We start from the raw sequence: 19,670 nt of genomic DNA on the forward strand, positions 1-19,670 counted from the left end.
GTGGCTTCCCTGAGCCGACCGAGGGTTTTCCCTGCCCCAACTCCCTTAGGGGGTTCCCTCATTGGGGGAAGCGGGTGCCGGGTTCTAGCTTAAGGGACGTGCCGCTCGCCCGGGCATACGGGGGTCGGTCCCGCGACCCCCGTGTAACCCCCCACACCCGCGCGACCCCCCACCGGCAATCCCCCACCGAGGAGATCCATGTTCGGGCTCAACCGGTTCAAGAAGACCGCCGCCGTCCTCGCGGCGACCGCCGCGGCGGCGGCGACCGCACTGCTCAGCGCCCCCACCGCTGTCGCAGCGCCGCAGCCGATCGTCGGCGGCACGACGACCACGACCACGACGTACCCGTTCATGATGCAGATCACGGACGCCTCGCAGAACCAGTTCTGCGGCGGCACCCTCGTCTCGGCGACCAAGGTGGTCACGGCCGCCCACTGTATGGTCGGCGAGACCACGAGCAGTGTGCGCGTCGTCGGTGGGCGCACCTACCTCAACGGCACCAACGGCACGGTCAGCCGGGTCAGCAAGATCTGGATCAACCCGAGCTACACGGACGCCACCAACGGTGACGACGTGGCCGTCCTGACCCTGTCGACGTCGATGCCGTACACCACGGCCTCGTACGTCTCCTCGTCCCAGACCGGCGTGTACGCGGCCGGCACCACCGCCCGCATCATCGGCTGGGGCACCACCTCGGAGAACGGCAGCTCCTCCAACCAGCTGCGGACCGCGACCGTCCCGATCGTGTCCGACACCAGCTGCAAGAGCTCCTACGGTTCCGACTTCGTCGCGACCGACATGGTTTGCGCCGGATACACATCCGGCGGCGTAGACACCTGCCAGGGCGACAGCGGCGGTCCCCTGCTCATCGGGGGCGTCCTGGCAGGGATCACTTCTTGGGGCGAGGGCTGCGCGGAGGCCGGTTACCCGGGTGTGTACACCCGGCTGACCACCTTCTCCAGCCTGGTGACGACGCAGGTCAACTCCTAGCCGGTCGGCTCCCGACCGGTGACCGCGTAGCAGTCCCCGAGATCTCCTGAGTACCCCTCAGGGAAAGACCGGGGGGCGCTGCGAGCCTCCACGAGCGGCCCGCAGCGCCCCCTATCCAAGCCCTCACCGGTCGCCGGTGGGGGCTTCTCGACTGCCGGGGGGCCGCCCGTCCGGCGGTGCAGCGCGGTGGTCACGGCCGCAGGACGGTCCCGAACCGGATGTCGTGGGGCTGCCCCGGGAGCACGGTGGCCAGCATCCGCTCGCCCTCGGCGGCCACGTCCCGCCGCTGGGCCTCGGTGAGGGCGCCGAAGGGCTCGACGACCAGGGCGTCCTGCTCCAGTTTCCACACGCCCGCCAGGAAGCCGTCGACGAGGAGGGTGCAGTACGCCTGGTTGCCCTGCCAGGAGCGGCCCCGGTAGTCCGCCGGGACGATCCGGGTGCGGTCGGCGTGGGAGAGGAGGAGGTTGTCGAACTCGGGGAGGAAGCGGGGCGGGGCCGGGGTGTGCGGGTCGGGGCGCGGCGCGTCGGGCAGGTCGAAGAGCTCGACGCCGTGCTCGTCGAGGAAGGTGAGGAGCTGCGGGCGCAGGCGTTCGAAGGCGTCCCGCAGCCGGGTCAGGCCGGCCCAGGTCTGCATGTCCTTGACGGAGGCCGGGCCGAAGGCGGCCAGATAGCGCAGGACCACGGAGTCCGCCGTCGGGGCGGGCTGCGCGGGCCGGCCCAGCCAGTGCTCGGCGGTGGTGAGCGCGACCTGCCCGCTCCGGCCCCACAGTCCGCGCGGGGTGACCTGGACGAGGGGCAGACGGCAGCGGGCGGCGACGGCGAGGGACTGGGCGTCGGCGTCCGGCCACTCGACGGAGAGCGCCTCGCGCAGCTGCTTCATCGTCCGCGGCTCGGCCTCGACGAGGTCGCGGGCGAGGACGGCGAGCCGGTCCAGGTCGACTCCGGCGAGGCCCTTGCGGAAGTACGTCAGCTCACGGTCGCGGGCGGGCTGGACGAACGGCCGCAGCGACAGGCAGTCGTCGGCGGTGTGGGTGTGGATGGTGGACCGCATGCTGACGATGCGCACCGCCTCCCGGCCGGCCATCAGCTTCGACAGCTCCTCGGGGACGAAGCCGTCGAGACGGGCGGCCAGCGCGTAGTACGGCGGCTTGACGTTCTGCGCCTGGAGCCCGAGCAGATGCGCCACGGCGGCCCCGGCGGACATCGACGACGGCCGCAGCAGCAACTGCCGTTCGAGGGTGGCGCGGTTGAGGGCACGAGCGCCGAGCACGGGGCCCGCGGGGTACGTCGTCTTCGTCATGTACGGCAACGTAGCGGGGGTTGCGGACACCTTTCGTCCGCAACGCGCGAGGCGCGGCCCGGCCGGCGAGGCCCGGCGGCCGCTGCCCCGGGCACGGCTTCCGTCCCGGTTCGGTACACCGAAACATCACTCTTACGTGATTGTGTGAACCTCTTACGGGGAGTGACCGCACGATGCTACAACTACCACCTAGCACGGTTCTCTCAGGGCGCCAGGGGGGTGGTCCGGTGCGGACGGGCCCCTCCGAACACCGGTCTGACAAGGGCAGTTCGCCACGGTGCGCACGGCGTGGTGGCTCGGTCACGATCGTCTGCGCGCTGCTGCTGATGCTGGTCACCGCGCTTCCGACGGCCCGCGCCCACGCGGCGGACGCTCTGGGAGTCGCGCCCGTGGACTTCGTGATCCTCGTCGACGAGTCGGGCAGCCTGTCGGCGAAGGACGTGGCGGCGGAGCGGGCGGCGGCCTCGTTACTGGTGCTCGGGGAGGTGTCCGACAAGTCCCGGGCGGCCGTGGTCGGCTTCGGCAGCTCGACCGGGCAGGGCCAGGCGCCGGTGGACACCGTATGTCCGCTGACGAGAGTGGACACGGGGGGCCGAGAGCAACTGAGCGCGTGTGTATCGAAGTTACGCAGACGCACCGACGCCGAGGGCAACGGAACGGACTTCCCGGCGGCTCTGGCGCAGGGTTTGTCTCTGCTGAAGAACAGCGAAGCCGACACTCCGAAGATCGTCTTCCTGCTCACCGACGGACGTCTGGACGTCAGCGACAGCCCTGCCTACGGCAATGACGCCACCTCGCGCAATGCCAACGCCCAAAAGGCACTGCGGAAGCAGATCTCGCAGGCCCGGTCGGACAGGGTGCAGATCTGGCCGCTCGGTTTCGGCTCCGGCATCGACAGGGCGCAGTTGGACGAGCTCGCTTCGGGGGGCTACCAGAGCCGCTGCGCGAACCTGTCCTCGGCCCGTCCCACCGTCCATGTGGCCAAGGGTTCCTCCGATGTCGCCCAGTTGCTGCTCACCGCCTTCGCGGGTGCTCGGTGCGCCACGGCGACTCCTGGGCAGTCAGCCCCGTCGGTGTCGTCGGCCGCCGATCTGAAGGTGACGATCCCGCCGGTGGCCACGGACGGCTCGATCGCGGTGGTCAAGCAGAACCCGGACACCGTCGCGGTGACGTACTACGACCCGCGCGGGCGCAAGGTGCCGCTGCACGGCAAGGCCGACGGCTCGGAGTTCGACCTGGTGGGGCAGTCCGGGCCCGTGGAGGCGCTGCGGATCCGCAATCCGTATCCGGGTACCTGGCGGGTGCACGTCGAGGTGCTCGGCGGAGCACAGGCACAGCGGATCACCGCGAGCGCGATCTGGCAGGGAGTGCTGCGCTCGTACATCGTGGTGGACCCGCCTCTGCCGACCGCCGGGCAACGGGTCGCGGCGCATGTCACCCTTCAGACCCGGCAGGGTGTGATTCTCACCGAACCGGGGCAACTGACCGGGATCAACGTGTCGGTGAAACTCACGGGCGACGGGTTCGACGCGCGGTCCCTCCGTCTCAGGGACGACGGAAAGGGCGCCGACTCGGCGGCGAACGACGGCGAGTTCTCGGCACACGTCACGGTCCCGCGCACCGCCACCGGCGCGTTGTCCTTCACCGGGGTGATGACCGGCGAGGGCATCGCGGGCGACCAACGCTCCTACACGACCGAGGTGGCCTCCGCGACACCTCTGCTGACCGGAGCCATCGTGTTCGAGGACCGCCAGGTGCACCCCGGCGGCACCGCGCAGGGCGGCATCGAGTTGCGCAACAACGACACCGTCGCGCACCGCCTGCGGTTGGCACTGACAGGTGGCTCGGCCCGCAGCGCGCTCACCGTGACGCCACAGCGGATGACGGTTCAGGCGGGCCAGCAGGTACGAGTGCCGTTGCGGCTGCGGTTCGGGACCGCGGCGGATCTCGGAGCGGTTCCCGGCAACCTGACGGTGCGGGACGAGGCATCGGGCCAGGTCGTCACACAGGCCTTCGTGACGGTACGGGTGGTACCGGTGCCGGACGTCCTCGACCGGTACGGAAAGGGCATCGGCCTGGCCGCCGCGCTGCTGCTGGCCCTGCTCGTGGTCGTGGGGCTGCGCTGGCAGGACCGGCGCCGCAACCGGGACGCCTCCGACATCCAACTGATCCTCTATCGGGGCGAGTCCGAGATGAGCAGGCTACGAGCACCCGCGCGGGCCGGCTCCGAGTTCGGCTTCTCGCTGCGCGTCGGTCCGGGCGGCACCCAGCGTCTTCTGCTGGACGATTCCGGTGGTCGCTACCGGGTACGCCGGGCGGGCGACGGCGGTCTGACGGTGCGGTTGCCCGGCGGCGAGCGTATCGCCGTCCCGCGGGGACAGCGCGCGATGTTGACCGACGGGGTCTCGCTCGGCTTCGCCGACCACCGTCCCGCCACCCGGGCCGCCGGGACGACCGGTACGGCGCGGTCCAGGGTCTCCGGGACCCGGCACGGGCAGCGGGCCACACCGCAGGAGAAGCCGTCCCGAGGCGGCGAACGCAGTCGCAAGAGCGCCACCGACAGCACCACCCTCATCACGCGGCGGCCGTATGACGACGACTTCTGAGGCCCGCGATGCCCGGGCGGCGCGCCAGGAGGACCCCGCCGCGGCCGGACACGAGGCCCCGTGTCGCCCCATGATCATCAGGCCACCGAGTGCGTCCCGCATGCCATCGCGAGGTGAACACCAGTGAAGATCTACCAGCCGATGCTCTTCGTCGGCCTCGGCGGCACCGGGTGCCTGATCGGCGCGGAGCTGGAGAACCGGCTGCGTGAGGCGCTGTGCGGGCCGGACGGTACCGCGCTGTTCCCCGCGTTGCGGGGCCGACAGTTGCTGCCCTACCAGTTGCCGGACTGCCTCCAGTTCGTCTACGCCGACCTCAACGAGGCCGAGCTGAACCGGCTGCCGCACATGCGCGCGGACGGCGCGCTCAAGGCCGCGTACAGCAGGACCTCGCGCGCCACGTTCGGACTGCTGCCGCGCTTCGACTCCTACCCGGAGGTGGCCCGCAGTCTGCGCACCAACCTGCCGGGGCCCCTGTGCCACTGGCTGCCGCCGCGCGCGGGCGAGCCCCGGATCGCGCCGTTGATCCGGGGCGCGGGGCAGCTGCCCACCGTGGGGCGATCCGCTCTGTTCGAGACGTTCCGCAGCGGTCTGAGACCGGCGCTGGAGCCGCTGCGGGAAGCGATCTCGCTGATCAGCAAGTCCGGAGGCGACCTCACGTCGCTGGGCGGCACGCTGGCGGACAGCTGCGACGTCTTCGTGGCCTTCTCGGTGGCGGGCGGCACAGGTTCGGGCATCTTCTACGACTATCTGCATCTGATCGGACAGGCCTTCGAGGAGGCCCACTACCGGGTCAAGATCTACCCCCTGGTCCTGATGCCCTCCGCCTTCGACGACGGCCGGGGCGGCGGCCGGGCGGCCCGGCTCAACGCCGGCCGCTCGCTGGTGGACCTCTTCCGTCTGGTGGACGACCAGAACGCTCCTGAGACCGACGACAGCCTGGACGACGTGGGGACGCAGGGCCGGCTTCGGCTGGAGTACCCGGGCGGACTGGCGGTGAGGCTGCGGCCGTCCACCGCGCAGACCGCGTTCCTCTTCAGCCGCACCTCCGGAATCGAGCGGGAGGATCTGCACCGCAGCGTGGTGTCCCTGGTGATGTCGCTGCTTGGCACCGAACTCGGCGACGACGACGGGCGGACACGCGACAGCGACCACCTCTACCAGTCGTTCGCCGACTCGTTCATCAACACGAACGTGGAACGGGCCGCCGTCGCCCCCACCGGTATCGGTCATCGCGGGGTGTCGACCAGTCTGGTGGCCTCCATGACGGTGCCCGTCGACGAGTTGGCCGAGCTGCTGGCCTCTCGGCTCCAGGCCACGGCCCTGCGCCTCCAGAGCTCCGCCACACGGCCGCCCGACGGCTCCAGACGGGAGCTCGTCCGCGACTTCTTCACCGCCTCCAACATCGACCCGTTGTGGGGCCGGGCCAGTCTGCCCTTCAACGAGCCGCGACCGGTCACCGGCGCCCGCGCCATCCTGGACGCGCTCGCCACGCGCCAGGCCGCGATGGAGGACGCCCTGGGCGACCTGGACCGCCAGCTGCGCCAGCAGGTCGCCGAACTGGCCACCGGTTTCGACCCGGTACGGGGTGTACGCCAGTTGCTGGGCCGGTGCGATCTGCTCGAGGCACATCAGGTCGTCCTGGGCGACCCGGCCTCTCGGGACCGGGTGGAACGCGTCGGCTTCGCCGGACTGTTGGAGAACCGCCGCCGCGACCCGGAGCGTCCGCCGGGGCTGATGGCCGGCCCACCTCAGCCACAGGGCGTCCGGGACCGGATGGGCGGGCTGGTGAAGGCCAAGTGGACCGACCCCGAGGTGTCCGCCGTCCTGGCCCAGCAGGACGCCTGGTACCAGTGGGAGTCCCGGCGCACCTGGCATCGCCACTGGGCGGACCACGCGATGCGCTGGGACCGTGCGATGGCCGGGCTCAAGGCGGAGATCAACGCCCTGGTGGCCGCGTTTCAGGAGCAGGCCGACGACGAGCACACCTCGTTCACCCAGCGCACCCGGCACCTGTACCGACCGCGCACCGGCGTCTCGTATCTGGTGCCGGCACAGAGTGCTCTGACGTCGTTCTACGACACGGTGGTGCGCCGGCTGCTGTTGGCCGAAGGGCTGCGGGAGACCGACAGTGAACACGCGCTGCTGGGACGGTTGGTGAGTGCCGAGCAGTGGCGGGCGGCCTTCAACGAGGCACGGACCGACCCCCGGCGCGCGGTCACAGTGATCAAGGAACATCTCCAGCACCGCGTCAAGAGGCTGTTCGTGGAGCCCGGCAGCAGGGAGGAGCGGCCCCTGCTGCCGAGGCTCGGCACGCTGCTCGCGGAGGCCGCTGCGGGAGGTGGCGGGCAGGTCGGCGACGACGCCCTGGAGCAATGCCGGCACAAGCTCGCCTCGCTGCTCCCGGTGGGCTTCTCCCCGGAGGGCAGCGGCCGGCTCAAAGTCCTCATCGTGTATCCGGCGACTTCGTCCGACGCGACGGTTCGACGATTCCTGGAGCGGGAAATGCGCCTGCCCCGGGACAGCGAACGGGAGATCGAGTTCCGGCCGGTTTCGACGGAGTCGATCACGGTGGTGCTGTTCCGCAGCGCGATGAGCCTGACCGAGGTACCTGAGGTACGCGGGACGCTGACGCTGTGGGCGGAGGCGCTCGCGTCCGAGCAGCCCGGCGATCACCTGAGGTGGCGTCAGAGGCTGGGCTACGGCTACGACTTCCTGATGGGCACGGAGCAGGACCGGCGGCACATTCTGCACCGGCTGCTCTGCGCCATGTGGAACGACCAGTTCCATGTATTCGGGGACATCATCAATCCCTGGCAGATCCGCATCGGGCTTCAGGACCGTGACTCGGCCGCCATGGTCTGCCCGCTGGAGTCACCCGGCGGTGGCATGTCCAGCTGGGGAAGCCTGCTGCGCGCATACGAGTCCTGGACTCTCGCCGACGACAGCGGGGGTATCCGCAACGCGTTCTGCTCGCAGCTCATGGCGACCACCCCGCACGGTCTGGAAGGGGCTCCGGTACCGCCGCACGGACTGTTCCGCACGCTGGTGCACGAGGTGGCGCCGCAGCAAAGCACGCTGCTGGAACGCATGGCCGACCAGCCTGACGGACAGTGGACCGTCGGGTACAAGGAGCTGGTGGCGTTCTGGAACGAGACCCTGCCCGGCGCCCTCGACCTGCCCTTCCCGCGGGCCCACCGGATGTCCGGCTGGACGCTGCGCAAGCTCGACCAGGCCTTCCGCCCCGCCCCCGGTCCGTTTCCGTCCGGGGCGCACGACCGGCGCTTCGGCACCGGTGACCCGGATGTGGCACTGGGGCCCCAGGGGTTCATGAGTCCCCCGAGTTCCCGGGGGGAGGAACAGTGAGCGGCCCGAACGGCGACAAGCTCGTCATCTGCCTGGACCTGCGCCACGAACTGGCCGATGTGATGGATCCTCAAGCCCTGGACGAGCGCTTCCGGGACGCGATGCGCGAGGCACATGTGCGATCGGCGGACGTCTCCCGCGTCCTGGTCATCGACACCACCTCGACCCTGCTCTCCCACCATGCCGCATACGAACGGCTGTGCTCGAAATCCCTGGTGTCCACGGTGCTCTGCCTGGCCGTGGGGCCGGCCCCGGATCCGGAAGCGCATGTGCTGGACCTGCCCGCGCAGCTGAGGCCCCCCATGGCGGCAACCCTGTGGATCGGGGATGTCCGGGGCATCGGCTGGCGTCCGGGGCAGGGCCGTTCGCTGGCACTGACCGACACGGAGCTGGCCGCGGACGACATCGCGGGTCTGGAGCCCCTGATCGAACTGCTCCAGGTGGCCGAGGTGTTCGACGAGACGGTCTCCGCACTGGGCGAGCTCCCCTCGGCCGTGGCCAGTCCAGCGCTGCGGCTGCTGGTGCACGAGGTGCCCGAAGAGGACCTGATGCGTGCGCAGCTTCAGGCACTGGACTCCTGCACCTCGCCGCCGGACGACCTGCGAGCCGGGCCGGCGCCGGGCGGCGCGCTCGCCGTGCTGGCCGGGTACGCCGAGCCCGAGGACCTGTCGGTGGCCGACTGTCTGCCGGAGAGCAGCCTGTTACGGCAGGCACACTGGCGCAGCGTGCAGGGGCTCAGCGAGGCGGACGACGGCCTGAACCGGCTGGCGAGCTGGCGCGGCCTGCTGGGGCTGGACAATCCGGCCACCGAGGTGGTCGAGGCCCTCCACGATGCCGGGCACGCCCTGGCAGACTACCGGGACTCCATCGAGCAGACCTTCGAGTGGGTCGACGGCCGGGCCGGACTGAACGCGGACGGCCGCGACCATCTGACGCAGATGGGTATCCAGCTGCCCCACGTGCCCGGCACCCGTCCGGACGAGGTGGGCGCGGAACTGCGCCGACAGGTGATCGTGCGGCTGGAGCGCCGTCGCCCCCTGCCGGAGATCGTCTCCTGGCTGCGGGAGTTCGCCGGGCGCGCGGTGCCCACCGGCAGCGCCGCCCAGGTCGAACGGCTGCACCGGATCTGCCCCGACGGGCTGCTGGACACCCTGGTCGAACCGCCACCCCCCTCCGGGGGCACCGCCCTCGTCCGGCCGGCGTTGTGGGGTGCCGCCGCCGCGCTGCTCGCCGCGGCGAGCCCGCTGGGTGTGTGGGGGGCGGTGCTGGTGCTGATCCTGCTGGCGGCGGGGGCGGTGCGCACGGTGGGCTCGGTGCGTCGGCTGTCTCCGCCGGTCGCCGTGGCACTGGCGGGCGCGTCGGCGGTCGGCGGTGCCGTCGGTCTCGCCCTGCGCACGGCAGGGGTGCCTGCCTGGGCCGACGCGCCACTGCTGGTGCTGTGCCTGCTGGCGGTGGCGCAGTCGGCCCGCGCCCTGTGGACCACCGCGATACGGGACTGGCGTGCGGCGACCCGCCTGGGCGAGGCCGTCACGGCGGCCGAGAGCCTCGGCGAGGTGCTCGACCAGGGCGTACTGCGCCACTGGTTGCTGGCCGACGCGCGGGCCGGGGCGTCCGATCAGGCCAAGGCGCTGGCCCATCTGGTACAGACGGTCTGCGACACCCTCGCCGAGTTCGCCGAGCAGCTGGGCCGCAGGTCCCGCCCGGCCTGGAACGCCGCCCCGCGCGGCAACGAACGCACCGGCCTGTCCGGCAGACGCGGTGGCAGCACGTTCGCGGTGGAGTACATCGGTCAGGCCGGACAGACCCTCCAGACCACGCTGGCCGGCGACATCAACGATCTCGTGGTCGAGGTGCTCTCGCCGTACTGGCACGTCGTGCTGCGGGATCCGTCCAGCGCGGCTTCGCTTCCGGTCGTGGCCCGCACCGACGAGCTGGTCCACGGGTACCAGCGGCAGCTGTCCCGGGTCGGCACCACGCCTCCGCCACCCTTCGCGCGCGTACCGGCGAACCGGCCGGATCCCGCCACGCTGGTCGGGGTGGACCTGCACCGCATCGTGGACGTACTGCTGCCGGACAGCCGTGGTGACGCCCTCCAGCTCTGCTCTCCCGACCAGTTGCGCCTGCTCGACCGCACCCCGGCCGCGGCCCACAGCTTCGGATTCGTGCCGCAGGCCGTACAGGGTGCGTTCTGGAAAGCGGCGGAGGACCAGTCGGGCGCCGGCCGGGGTGACGGCGGCGGCAGGGACGAGGGCGTGCACAGCGGCGTCCGGTCGGCGGCCGGAGCATCCGCGCCGGTGTCGGTGCGACTCCCGGAGATCGTGTGGACGGGGTCGGGAAGGTTCGCCGGACTGCTGCGCCTGGTACCGCTGTCAGCGGGCGCCGTGCGCTCGGTGTGGCCCGGGGACACCGACGGCAACGGCACCGCACGAGACGCCTCTTCGTTCCCGTCGGCGCCCCGTGCGCCGGGCGAGGCGGGGTAGCCCGGGCGGGCACGGAAGGGTTGGGTTGACGCGCCGAGGTGTTTCCGGAGAGTGGCGGTATGAACGAGACGCTGTCCTTTGTCGATTCCTCCGGGATGCCCGAACGCGTACGGGTACTCGACATCGGCTCGGACGATCCGTACCAGCCCGGTACGGGATTCCGCACCCGGACTCTGCGGCTGGAGGACGGGCGCACGCTGCTGCAACGTCGGCTGCTGCCCACATTCGTCCAGCGAGCGGAGTGGGTGGACGCGCTGGAGGCGGAGATCCGCTCGGGGCTGGCCCTGATCCGGGCGTTCTCTGAGGTGGCGTACCCTCCCGAGTTCACCCGGCTGGCCGGGTACGCCATCGAGGAGGAGTCTCCCTACCTGCTGCTCGATCCGCTGCGGGGCGGGCAGCCGATGGCCGAGATCGCCCGCGGGCTTGTGTTGTCGACGGAGCAGAAGAAGTTCGAGAGCAGCCTGTTCCGGGCCTTGCGGCTGCTGCAATGGGCGGCTCTGGTGCACCGGTCGATCAGCCCCGCGACCGTTCGCTGGGACGGCACCCGCGTACAGCTCACCCATCTCAGCACCGCCGACCAGGTGGGTCGGCCCCGCCAGCGGTTGGGCACCCTGCCCTGGGCCTCGCCCGAGCAGCGTGAAGGAATCGGTCTCAACGACCATCGCGACGACATCTGGAGCGCCGGCCAATTGGTGTACTTCGTCGCCAACTCCCGTGAGGCGAGCGGTCATCGGGTGCCGCCGCTGGCCGGCCCGGTCCGCGACGACCTGCTCAAGGACGTCTTCGCCGAACGCGCTGAGCAGCGGCCGGACGCCCGGACGATGCTGCGACGCGTAGCCGCAGCGGACCCCTGGGACGACCTCGGCCGCCCACCGGACCCGCTGCGCGCGGCCCGGCAGCGCTTCGCCGCCCTGCTGGCCGACAAGGGGCCGCTGGCCTGGCCCCTGTCCCCTGCGGTCCGCCGTCCGGATCCGCCCGAGGCCGACACGCCCTCGGACGCGGAGGCACAGCAGGAATCCGGCACGGCCTGGACACGGCGCCGTTCGCGCGCCGGCGGGGCCGGGCGCTGGGGCACAGGCCACCGCAGGGCAGAGGAAGGCGGATAGTGGACAACGCGATGCCGGACGATCGGCCGCAGCAGCCGGTGCGCTGCCCGAGCTGCCTGGAGAATCTGCACTTCGACGACAAACGGCTCTTCGTCCCCGATCCCCGGACCAACAAACTCGCCCCCTGGGACCCTGCCTCCGAGCCCAATGCGATCCGGCGCCAGGACCAGCTGAACCAGGCCTTCCTCAAGTGCCCCAACGAGAGCGCCCAGGCACACTTCCTCCCGGTGCCCTACCTGGCTTTCGGCCGGCCTCTCACGATCGCCTTCGTCGGGCAGTCGGGCACCGGCAAGACACATCTGCTGGCCGCGATGATGGCCGAGATCGGGCGCGGCGGTCTGGACTCCCTCGGAATCCGCTGCCGTTCGGTCAACACCTCCCAGCACCACGCCTTTCTGGCCCGGGCGGTCAATGAGCTGGAGGCAGGCCGGGTGTTGCCGGCCACCAGCGTCACGGACTTCGTGGAGTTCACCGATGCCCTGCTGGTCACGGTCAACGGGCGGACCCGGCCGGTGGCTTTCTTCGACATCGCCGGCGAGTCCCTCCAGCTGCCGGGGAAGGTGACAGAGTTCCTGCTCGGTGTGGACGCGCTGATCTTCGTCGTCGACGCGCTGCGCGCGCTGCGCCTCAAACAGCTGATCCCCGCCAGGCAGACCGCAGGCGTTCCCCAGCAGCAGGCGGGCATCGCCGACCCCACCTTCTCGGCCGTCCTGGATCGGCTGCCGCGCAACGGCGATCTCTGCGATGTGCCGACGGCCGTCGTGCTCAACAAGTGCGACGTCCTGCGCTTCGAGCCGCCCATCGACCATTGGCTGCGCGAGGACGGGCGCATCGAGAGGAGCCCCGACCCCGCGGAGGTGTTCCGTGAGAGCCAGGACGTCTTCGCGTTTCTGACCCATCATCAGGCAGCGCCGTGGCTCAGGCCGTTCGTGGAGTGCCGTCGCTGCACCCTGCACTTCGTGTCGGCCACCGGAATGTCCCCGGCCGTGCTGCCCGCCGTGAACGGCCACGGTGGGGCCACGGGGCAACCCATCGCCTTCACGGGGGGCATCCGGCCGAGGCGGGTCCTCGGCCCGCTGCTGTCCGTCTTCCAGATGTGCGGCCTACTGGACTCGCCGGGACCGGTTCCCCGGCTCAGGGAGGTGTGAGGCCATGCCCGTGCCCAGCTCCGATGTCCACCAGATGGTGTGCGCCTACGATCCCGACAACCCTTCCGACAACAAGGGGTTCGGGCCGGTCGCCGTGTCCTTCGCCATGGCGGAGGCGCTCAGCCTGTTCAAGGTCGCCGGGCACATGCTGCGCCCTCCCGGGGACTCCCCCGCCGAACTGGATTCCATTGCGTGCGCGCTGCTCCCCTCGGGCCAGGAGCTGCTCGTCCGGCGCATCGTGGCCCGTGACGCGCTGCGCCGCGGCAACGTACTGAGTCAGGCTCTGATCGGTGCCCCCGGCCGGTTCCCCGCCGAACTCGGCCTCGGTCTCGCACCGGAGGACTGGCCGCTGGGCGAAGCCGTCACGGAGGTTCGGCTGGGCGAACCGCTGCACCGCGTGGACTACGCCGAACTGCACCGACGCGCTCTCGACGGCGCCGCACGCCTGCGCTCGGTCAGTCGCGACCCCGCGCTCACCGAGCCGCTGCACCAACTGGTGACGTGGATGCTCAGCGAACCCGCCCAGAACCTGTCGGTCGACGCCTCGCTCCTCGGCGACGAACCCCGGGCCGTCCTGCTCGGCCTCGTGGACATCCTCGGCCCCCTCATCCCCGGCCCGTGGTCCCTCTCCACGCTGGAATCGGTCGAGGCCGGCCCCTACCGTCTGATCGTCATGCCGGAATGGCCCCGCGCCGGAAGCCCCGAGTACGACCGCCTCCGCCTGTTCGGCCAGCTGCCGTCCGACGGACCGGCTCGCGCCACAGCTTCCCAACTGGTCGCCCGTTATCAGGAACACGGTCTGGAGGGGCTGGCTCACCTGAGCAGGCAGCCCCAGCGGTGGCAGCGGATGCAGCCTGTCGAACGGGTGGAGTCGCTGCTCGGAACGCTGGCGGTACAGCCGGCCGAACCGTTCCATCTGGCGCTGCCGGCGGGCACCGGGACCGCATCGGTCGCCCCGGCCCAAAGCCTGGTGGAAGCCGAGGCAGGGGCAGGGTCCGGCGAGTCCACCACGCACACGGCCCCGGACCGGCCGGACACCGTATCGCCGGAAGCTGCCCGTGTGCCCGATACGCCGGCCGAGCCGCGCCCGCCGACCCCGGAATTCCCGCCCGCCCCGGCCGAGCCTCCTGCCCCTGTCTCTGTCCCTGTCGAAACTCCCGTGGCGTTGTCCGTGCCGGATTCCGGGACCGACCCCTTCGGCAGGCACGACCTGATCGAGATGCTCATCGAGCCGCAGAGCAGAACCGACCACCAGAGAATGCGCCTGGCGCTGGAGAACGCGGTCGGTGGCTGGAGTGAACAAGAGATCGACGCCGCCTGCCGAACGGTGATCGGCCTCCGCCTCGGACTCCAGGATCCCCGCAGAAGAATGTTCCGGTGGGGGCCGATGCCCCCCGAGGAGCCCATGTACTTCTACGACGTGCTGATCAGCGGGGCCCTCCATCGAGAGAAGCCCGCCCGTGCCTGGGCCGAGTTCCTCCTGGCCGAGTCCCCGACGCCGCTGCCCGAGCCTCTGATGGCGGTGGTCCGGCGCATGTTCGAACAACTCGGCTGCCAGAGCATCACCGTTCACCCGGTCTTCTTCCGCACGCTGGGTGAGTGGGCCATCCCGCACGCGCTGGGTCTGAACCCGCCGGACAGTCCACCCCCTCAGCAGGAATCCGGTGGCGGCCACCACTGGAGTGCGAACCCGGCCCCCGAGCCGGGACCGGCCCATGACCTGCGGTTGATCAGCAAAGTGTTCTTCTTCATCTACGCCCCTCTCGCGGTGCTCGTGATCGTGGCGTGGCGGGCTCTCTCCTGAGCCCTGGCCTCACCCGGGCACCTCACAGCAGACCGAGGCCGAACATCTCTTCCTTCGGGATGTGCGACAGCAGCCGGACCCGGGCCGCCGCAGAGTCCCCCACACCGTGTGCCGCCATGAACTGCTGGAGCCGTTCGGCCACTTGCCCCGCGGTCCGGCCGAAGCCGATGGCGTAGCCGAGTGCCGCCGCGCGCCAGGTGCCGTCCGGGTCCGACCGCACCGGGCCGAAGGCCAGCACCACCGGCACATAGCCGAGGAGGTGCAGCTGATACGCGAACAGGTCACGCAACTGCGATTCGCGGCCGTCGGCCATGTCCTGCGGCAGGGCGTCCAGCACCAGCAGTGGCGGGGGCTGCCGCCGCCGCTTGCACAGTCTGCGTACCGCCTGGTCCACGTCCTCGGGGCGGATGGACCGGGCGCTGCCGGGCAGGCGCAGAGCCGCGCCCCGGTCCAGGGGCCGCATCTCGCCGTGCAGCAGGATGACGTCGACCGCTGTGCCGTGGCCCACATCGAGGTCGGCGTCGGAGAGCAGGAAGTTCTCCGTCACCCGCCAGACGACCGGCCCCCCGGGGGACTCGGACGGCTCCGCCACGGGCGACGGAGGCGGTGCGACGCTCCCGAGGGCGGTGTCGCCCTGGACATCGACCTCGATCTGGGTGACCGGCCGCTCGGTGGCGGCCCTCAGCACGGCTTCCCGCAGGTGCGCCGGAGCAGTTCCCGGAGCCTCACGGTCCAGCATCGCCCAGGCCTTCCGCCAGGCCTCGTCGGGCGTCCCGACGGGCAGGGGCTCCCCGTCGTACCGTCCGAGCCGCTGCAGGGCGAACTGGAGGTTCTGGCGACGTGACTCCTCCAGGAGCGGGGTGCGCAGCCGCTCGGCCAGCGCGGTCGCGCCCAGACCGACGTCGGCGCCGTGACCGGCGGCGCACAGATGCCATTCCGTGGGCTCGGCGGTGGCGGGACCCAGAAGCTCAGCGGCCTGGGCGGCGGGTTTGCGGGCCCGCCACCGCCCGCTGTGATATGCCCGCGCCAGCATGTCCGCGGCGCGCAGGGCGGGCCGTTGGGCGTCGTGGGCCTCGGCGAGGCGAAGGGGAGCGGGCGCCAGGTCCGCCGGCAGCAGCCGGTGCAGTTGCAGCCATGCGGAACGCACCTGCCCGTTGTCCCGGCCCAACCTCGCCATCGCCGTGCGCATGTCGGCCGTCGCCCGGGGGGTGGCACCCAGCAGCCGAGCGTGCAACTGCGCCGACCACAGGGCCGTCAGCCCGGTCGTGCGCGGGTTCTCGTCGCGCTCGGCACGGCAGCGGGCCAGCAGGCGCCGGCCCGCGTCGACGCGCTCCTTGCCGCTCAGCAGGGGCTTGTCGGCGATGGGCCCGTACAGGCGTACTTCCTCGGCGAGCAGCATCAGTCTGCGGCTCGTCTCCGGGATGGACTCGAGCGCGGTGGTGATCGTCGCGAGGTGAACCCTGGCCTCCTGCGGTGCCCCGCAGACCAGCGCGTGCAGCCCGTACGCGAGCCACTCCGCGGGAGTCGGCGGCGTGCCCTGTCCCAGCAAGCCCCGTCGACGGCCCCGCAGCTCCGCGAGCCAGCGGGTCAGCAGCGCCGCCACTTCGTCCGCGCGCCCCCAGCGGTGCAGCAGCACACACTCCGCGCGGTCGACGGCCGTTCCCGCCCCAGTGTGCGATTCCTCGCGCAGCGGCCGGGCCCGGGCGATCCAGCGGTCGGCGACAGCCAGGTCGCCGGAGACGGCCAGCGCGGTGCCGGCGCGCAGCGCCATGACCGAGAGGCGTTCGTCATTTCCCGGGGCACGCTTCATGGCTCTCTCGGCCCAGGTCTCCGCGTGCTCGAGCTCCAGCATTTCCGCGTTGGCCCGGGCCAGGACCATGAGTGTGTCGAAGGCCAGCTCCGGCTCCACCTGACCGGACACCGCCGGCAGGGTCAACTCCCGCAGCAGCGACTCGGCGGCCTCCGGTTCACCGACCAGCAGGGAGGACCTGGCCCGCAGGATGTCGGAACGCAGGGCCACGGCATCCAGCCCTGAGCCACCGGGCAGCTCTCGCGACAGCGGGGCTCCCGAACCCAGGTCCGCCTCGGCGCCGGCGAGCAGCACCCAGTCGGGCGTTCGGCCGGTCTGCTCCGGATACTGGGCGGGGTACCGCTCCTCGTATCGCCGCAGCCATGCACGCACCAGGTCGGGGCGGTCCGCCGCCTGCCAGTCCTGTACCGCGTACCGGGCGACCAACAGCGCCTGCGGGGCCCGCCGTTCGACCGCCTCGTCGAACACCTCGGTGAATGTCGCCTCGGCCTGTGCGTGGCTGAGGCTGCCGTTCTCCTGTGTGCGGCCGATGCGGACCCGGCAGCTGGCCAGCAGAAGGCGGGCGTCGACGGTCCAGAGGTCCTTCAGGCTGTCACGGGGCCCTGTGTCGCCGGCATACGTTTCGAGGACCCGCCGAAGCTTCGCGTCGGCCTCCCGTACCTGGTCGACCCCGGCGCTTGTGCCCTCGTGCAGTTTCAGGGCGGCGGCGATCACCTCCGCACGACCCTCGTCGGGCGTCACCGGGGGCTCGCCGTCGACCGTCAGGCCGGCCCGCTTGGCGGCCAGCCCCAGATAGCGGTTGACGTCCCACCAGCTGTGCCTGCCTCCGTAGAGCACGGCATGCAGCTCCCCGTAGGCACGTTCCAGGGCGATGTCGTACCAGAATTGCAGCGGCATCACCCGGGGGTCGGGCCTGCCGAGTCCGTCACGTTCGCTCTCCGGAGTCTCCAGGTCCGCGCTGAGCAGCCGATCGGCCAGGTCGATCACTCCGGTGAAGGCTCCACGCCGCCAGGCGCGGTCGACTTCGCGCTGCCAGGTGTGCGCCGCCGACGCCAGCCTCTCCCGGTGGCCCTGCGTGCGTTCGGCCGCATCGTGAAGCTGGTGGTAGACCTGTTCGGCGACCCATCCCGCTGCCTCGTCGAACTGCCCCCTGCCGACCGCCTGCTCGGCGAGTTCGGCACAGCGGTCGGTGCCGTCGCGGTGGAGCCGACGCCATTCCGAGCCGTTGTCGGAGCGCATGCTCTGGCGAAGTTCGCGCCGCACGTTCACGTGGACGAACAAGCGCTTGTCCTCGGCCTTGATCCATGCCGAGCGTTTCGCGTACTGGATCAGCGTGTCCCACAGCCGCATGGGATCGTCGTCCTCCTCGGTGCCGTCGCCCGTGCTCTGTCCGGTGTCGAGCAGCGGCGCGAGGACCTTGGCGAAGTACTCCCGGGTGGGATGCCGGGCGACCGAGCAGTAGGCGAGCGCACGACGGGTGCGCTCGTCCTCGATGTTGTTCAGTTCCCGGTCCACGACGAAGAGGTAGAGCGACTCGCCGGTGACGGACGGCAGTTCGGACGGGGTATCGGCCAGCAGCGCGAGAACGAGAGGAGTGAAGCCGGGCGATCCCTCCACGTCCTGCTCGCACACACTCACTATCCGCTCGGCCTGCCCGGGGTCGATGCCCCGAAGGTCCTGGAGATAGCGGTTCGCCTGGCGCGCCGTGAAGGGCCCCAGCTCCAGAGCCCGCCACGGCACTTTCTCGAAGGCCTTCCGGAAGACATCGCGCTGGGTCACATCGGCGCGGCCGGAGAGCACGATACGCAGCCAGAGGATCTTTTCTGCCAGTACGCCGAGCAGCTGAAGGAGGCCCTCGATTTCTGCCGTGCTCGCTTGCAGGAGTTCGTCCGTGGTGTCGAGGCACAGCAGCAGGGGTGCCCGCGCCACCTCGTTCAGGGCGTCGATGAAGTCGTCGCTCATGCCCTCCGGAGGCGGCGCCGAATTCCACTGGAACGGGGTGTCGGCAGGATTGTCGAATTTCGGGTCGAGTGCCAGCCGGTAGTCCCGGTACCGCGCGCAGAACGCGTACAGCTTCGCGCTGCGCTGCTCCATGCCGAGTGCCCGGGCCTGGGCCAGGAAGCGGTCGGCGATCTTCACCAGCAGCAGGGTCGGGCGGGCCAGCAGCCGGGAGGAGACCAGCGTCTGGACGTCACAGACGGCGGAGAGCACCGGAGGGTCCTGCTGAGCCCCGTACCTCGCCACGAGCCAGGCAAGTTGTGTGCTCTTGCCCATGCCGCCGGGTGCGTGCATGTGGATCACCCGGGGCGGGCCGGGAGGGATGTCGTCCCGGATGATCCCCAGGGGAGGCGGTTCGGTGCCGAGGACCGCCGATTCCAGGATGCCTTCGAGTTCGGGGCGGGAGAGGTAGTCCCTGGTCTGTTCGAAGTACTCGTGCAGCCCCGTGCTCATCGCCAGACGCTGCTCGGCCCGTTTCCGGCAGTCCCACAGGTCGCGCCAGCCCCTGTCGGCGGCGAATTCCAGCAGGTCGTCCGGTGCCACGGCCTGCGCCAGCCGTCGACAGACCGTGAAGTCGGCCACCCGCTCGAACGCCGGGTACCACGTGCGGAAGTGGGTGACCGCCCGGGCCCGGTCTCCTGCCACGGCCAGCAGCCGCAGGCGTTCCACCATCGCGGTGTCGCCGTTCACGTCGGCCAGATGGCCGGCCAGTCGTAACGCCGTCTCGGCCATGCCGACGGGGCGGCCGGTCCCCGGATCGATGCCCTCGGATTCCCACCACCAGGCCGCCCAGGCCCCCATCCGGGTCATCTCGTTGATCTGGTACCACCCGGATTCGGCGGGGTAGGGGACGAGCACCCGCCGCAGCTGCGCGAAGGAGTAGTCGAGGTCCCCGGTGGCGGCGGCGAAAGCGGACCGGCTGACGCAGGTCATCAGGCTGCACCGCTTCAGCACCTCGTAGCGCTCCGGATCGCGCTCGCGCGACCCCCGGAACAGCGCGTACGGCTGCTCGTACGTACCGGCCCCGACCCTCAGAGCGCCTGACCCGATTCCCATACCTCGCCC

General features: G+C 71.1%; 9 protein-coding genes. 7 read left to right on the plus strand and 2 right to left on the minus strand.

Going from position 1 to position 19,670, the window contains the following annotated elements; all coding sequences use genetic code 11:
- Window positions 1-198 precede the first annotated feature (198 nt).
- Window positions 199-990, plus strand: a complete 792-nt coding sequence (locus tag ABT070_RS13155) for a S1 family peptidase (protein WP_327185776.1) — start codon at window positions 199-201, stop codon at window positions 988-990.
- 190 nt (window positions 991-1,180) lie between these two features.
- On the opposite strand, the gene ABT070_RS13160 is transcribed toward ABT070_RS13155, so the two are convergent.
- Window positions 1,181-2,290, minus strand: a complete 1,110-nt coding sequence (locus tag ABT070_RS13160; protein ID WP_351758838.1) for a winged helix DNA-binding domain-containing protein — start codon at window positions 2,288-2,290, stop codon at window positions 1,181-1,183.
- Between the two features lie 326 nt (window positions 2,291-2,616).
- Between ABT070_RS13160 and ABT070_RS13165 the strand changes: the two genes are divergently transcribed.
- From ABT070_RS13165 to ABT070_RS13190, 6 genes are all read left to right on the plus strand, one after another.
- The gene (locus tag ABT070_RS13165) at window positions 2,617-4,896 is read left to right on the plus strand and encodes a vWA domain-containing protein (RefSeq protein ID WP_351758839.1); all 2,280 of its coding nucleotides are present in this window, start codon (window positions 2,617-2,619) and stop codon (window positions 4,894-4,896) included.
- A 123-nt stretch (window positions 4,897-5,019) separates the two neighbouring features.
- On the plus strand, window positions 5,020-8,259 hold the full coding sequence (locus tag ABT070_RS13170) for a tubulin-like doman-containing protein (protein WP_351758842.1): 3,240 nt from the start codon (window positions 5,020-5,022) through the stop codon (window positions 8,257-8,259).
- Entirely contained in the window at window positions 8,256-10,739 is a 2,484-nt protein-coding gene (locus tag ABT070_RS13175) for a hypothetical protein (protein WP_351758846.1), read from the plus strand. The genes ABT070_RS13170 and ABT070_RS13175 overlap by 4 nt, the downstream gene beginning before the upstream one ends.
- Window positions 10,740-10,798: 59 nt before the next feature.
- Window positions 10,799-11,845 (plus strand): serine/threonine-protein kinase, encoded by a 1,047-nt coding sequence (locus tag ABT070_RS13180; RefSeq protein WP_351758848.1) that lies wholly within the window; start codon window positions 10,799-10,801, stop codon window positions 11,843-11,845.
- Window positions 11,846-11,856: 11 nt separating this feature from the next.
- Complete coding sequence (locus ABT070_RS13185) at window positions 11,857-12,993, plus strand: TRAFAC clade GTPase domain-containing protein (protein ID WP_351758850.1); 1,137 nt, start codon at window positions 11,857-11,859, stop codon at window positions 12,991-12,993.
- A 4-nt stretch (window positions 12,994-12,997) separates the two neighbouring features.
- Window positions 12,998-14,797, plus strand: coding sequence for a hypothetical protein (locus ABT070_RS13190; protein ID WP_351758853.1), 1,800 nt, complete (start codon window positions 12,998-13,000; stop codon window positions 14,795-14,797).
- A gap of 22 nt (window positions 14,798-14,819) precedes the next feature.
- On the opposite strand, the gene ABT070_RS13195 is transcribed toward ABT070_RS13190, so the two are convergent.
- Window positions 14,820-19,661, minus strand: a complete 4,842-nt coding sequence (locus tag ABT070_RS13195) for a hypothetical protein (protein WP_351758856.1) — start codon at window positions 19,659-19,661, stop codon at window positions 14,820-14,822.
- Between the last annotated feature and the right edge of the window lie 9 nt (window positions 19,662-19,670).

It is taken from the genome of Streptomyces sp. NPDC002884 (genome assembly GCF_040295245.1).
GTDB lineage: Bacteria > Actinomycetota > Actinomycetes > Streptomycetales > Streptomycetaceae > Streptomyces.

What these genes read in the sequence shown, in the direction of transcription:
- ABT070_RS13190 (WP_351758853.1), top strand. Translation starts at nt 12,998, where the DNA reads ATGCCCGTGCCCAGCTCCGATGTCCACCAGATGGTGTGCGCCTACGAT.
- ABT070_RS13195 (WP_351758856.1), bottom strand. Translation starts at nt 19,661, where the DNA reads ATGGGAATCGGGTCAGGCGCTCTGAGGGTCGGGGCCGGTACGTACGAG.
- ABT070_RS13180 (WP_351758848.1), top strand. Translation starts at nt 10,799, where the DNA reads ATGAACGAGACGCTGTCCTTTGTCGATTCCTCCGGGATGCCCGAACGC.
- ABT070_RS13165 (WP_351758839.1), top strand. Translation starts at nt 2,617, where the DNA reads ATGCTGGTCACCGCGCTTCCGACGGCCCGCGCCCACGCGGCGGACGCT.
- ABT070_RS13155 (WP_327185776.1), top strand. Translation starts at nt 199, where the DNA reads ATGTTCGGGCTCAACCGGTTCAAGAAGACCGCCGCCGTCCTCGCGGCG.
- ABT070_RS13185 (WP_351758850.1), top strand. Translation starts at nt 11,857, where the DNA reads ATGCCGGACGATCGGCCGCAGCAGCCGGTGCGCTGCCCGAGCTGCCTG.
- ABT070_RS13160 (WP_351758838.1), bottom strand. Translation starts at nt 2,290, where the DNA reads ATGACGAAGACGACGTACCCCGCGGGCCCCGTGCTCGGCGCTCGTGCC.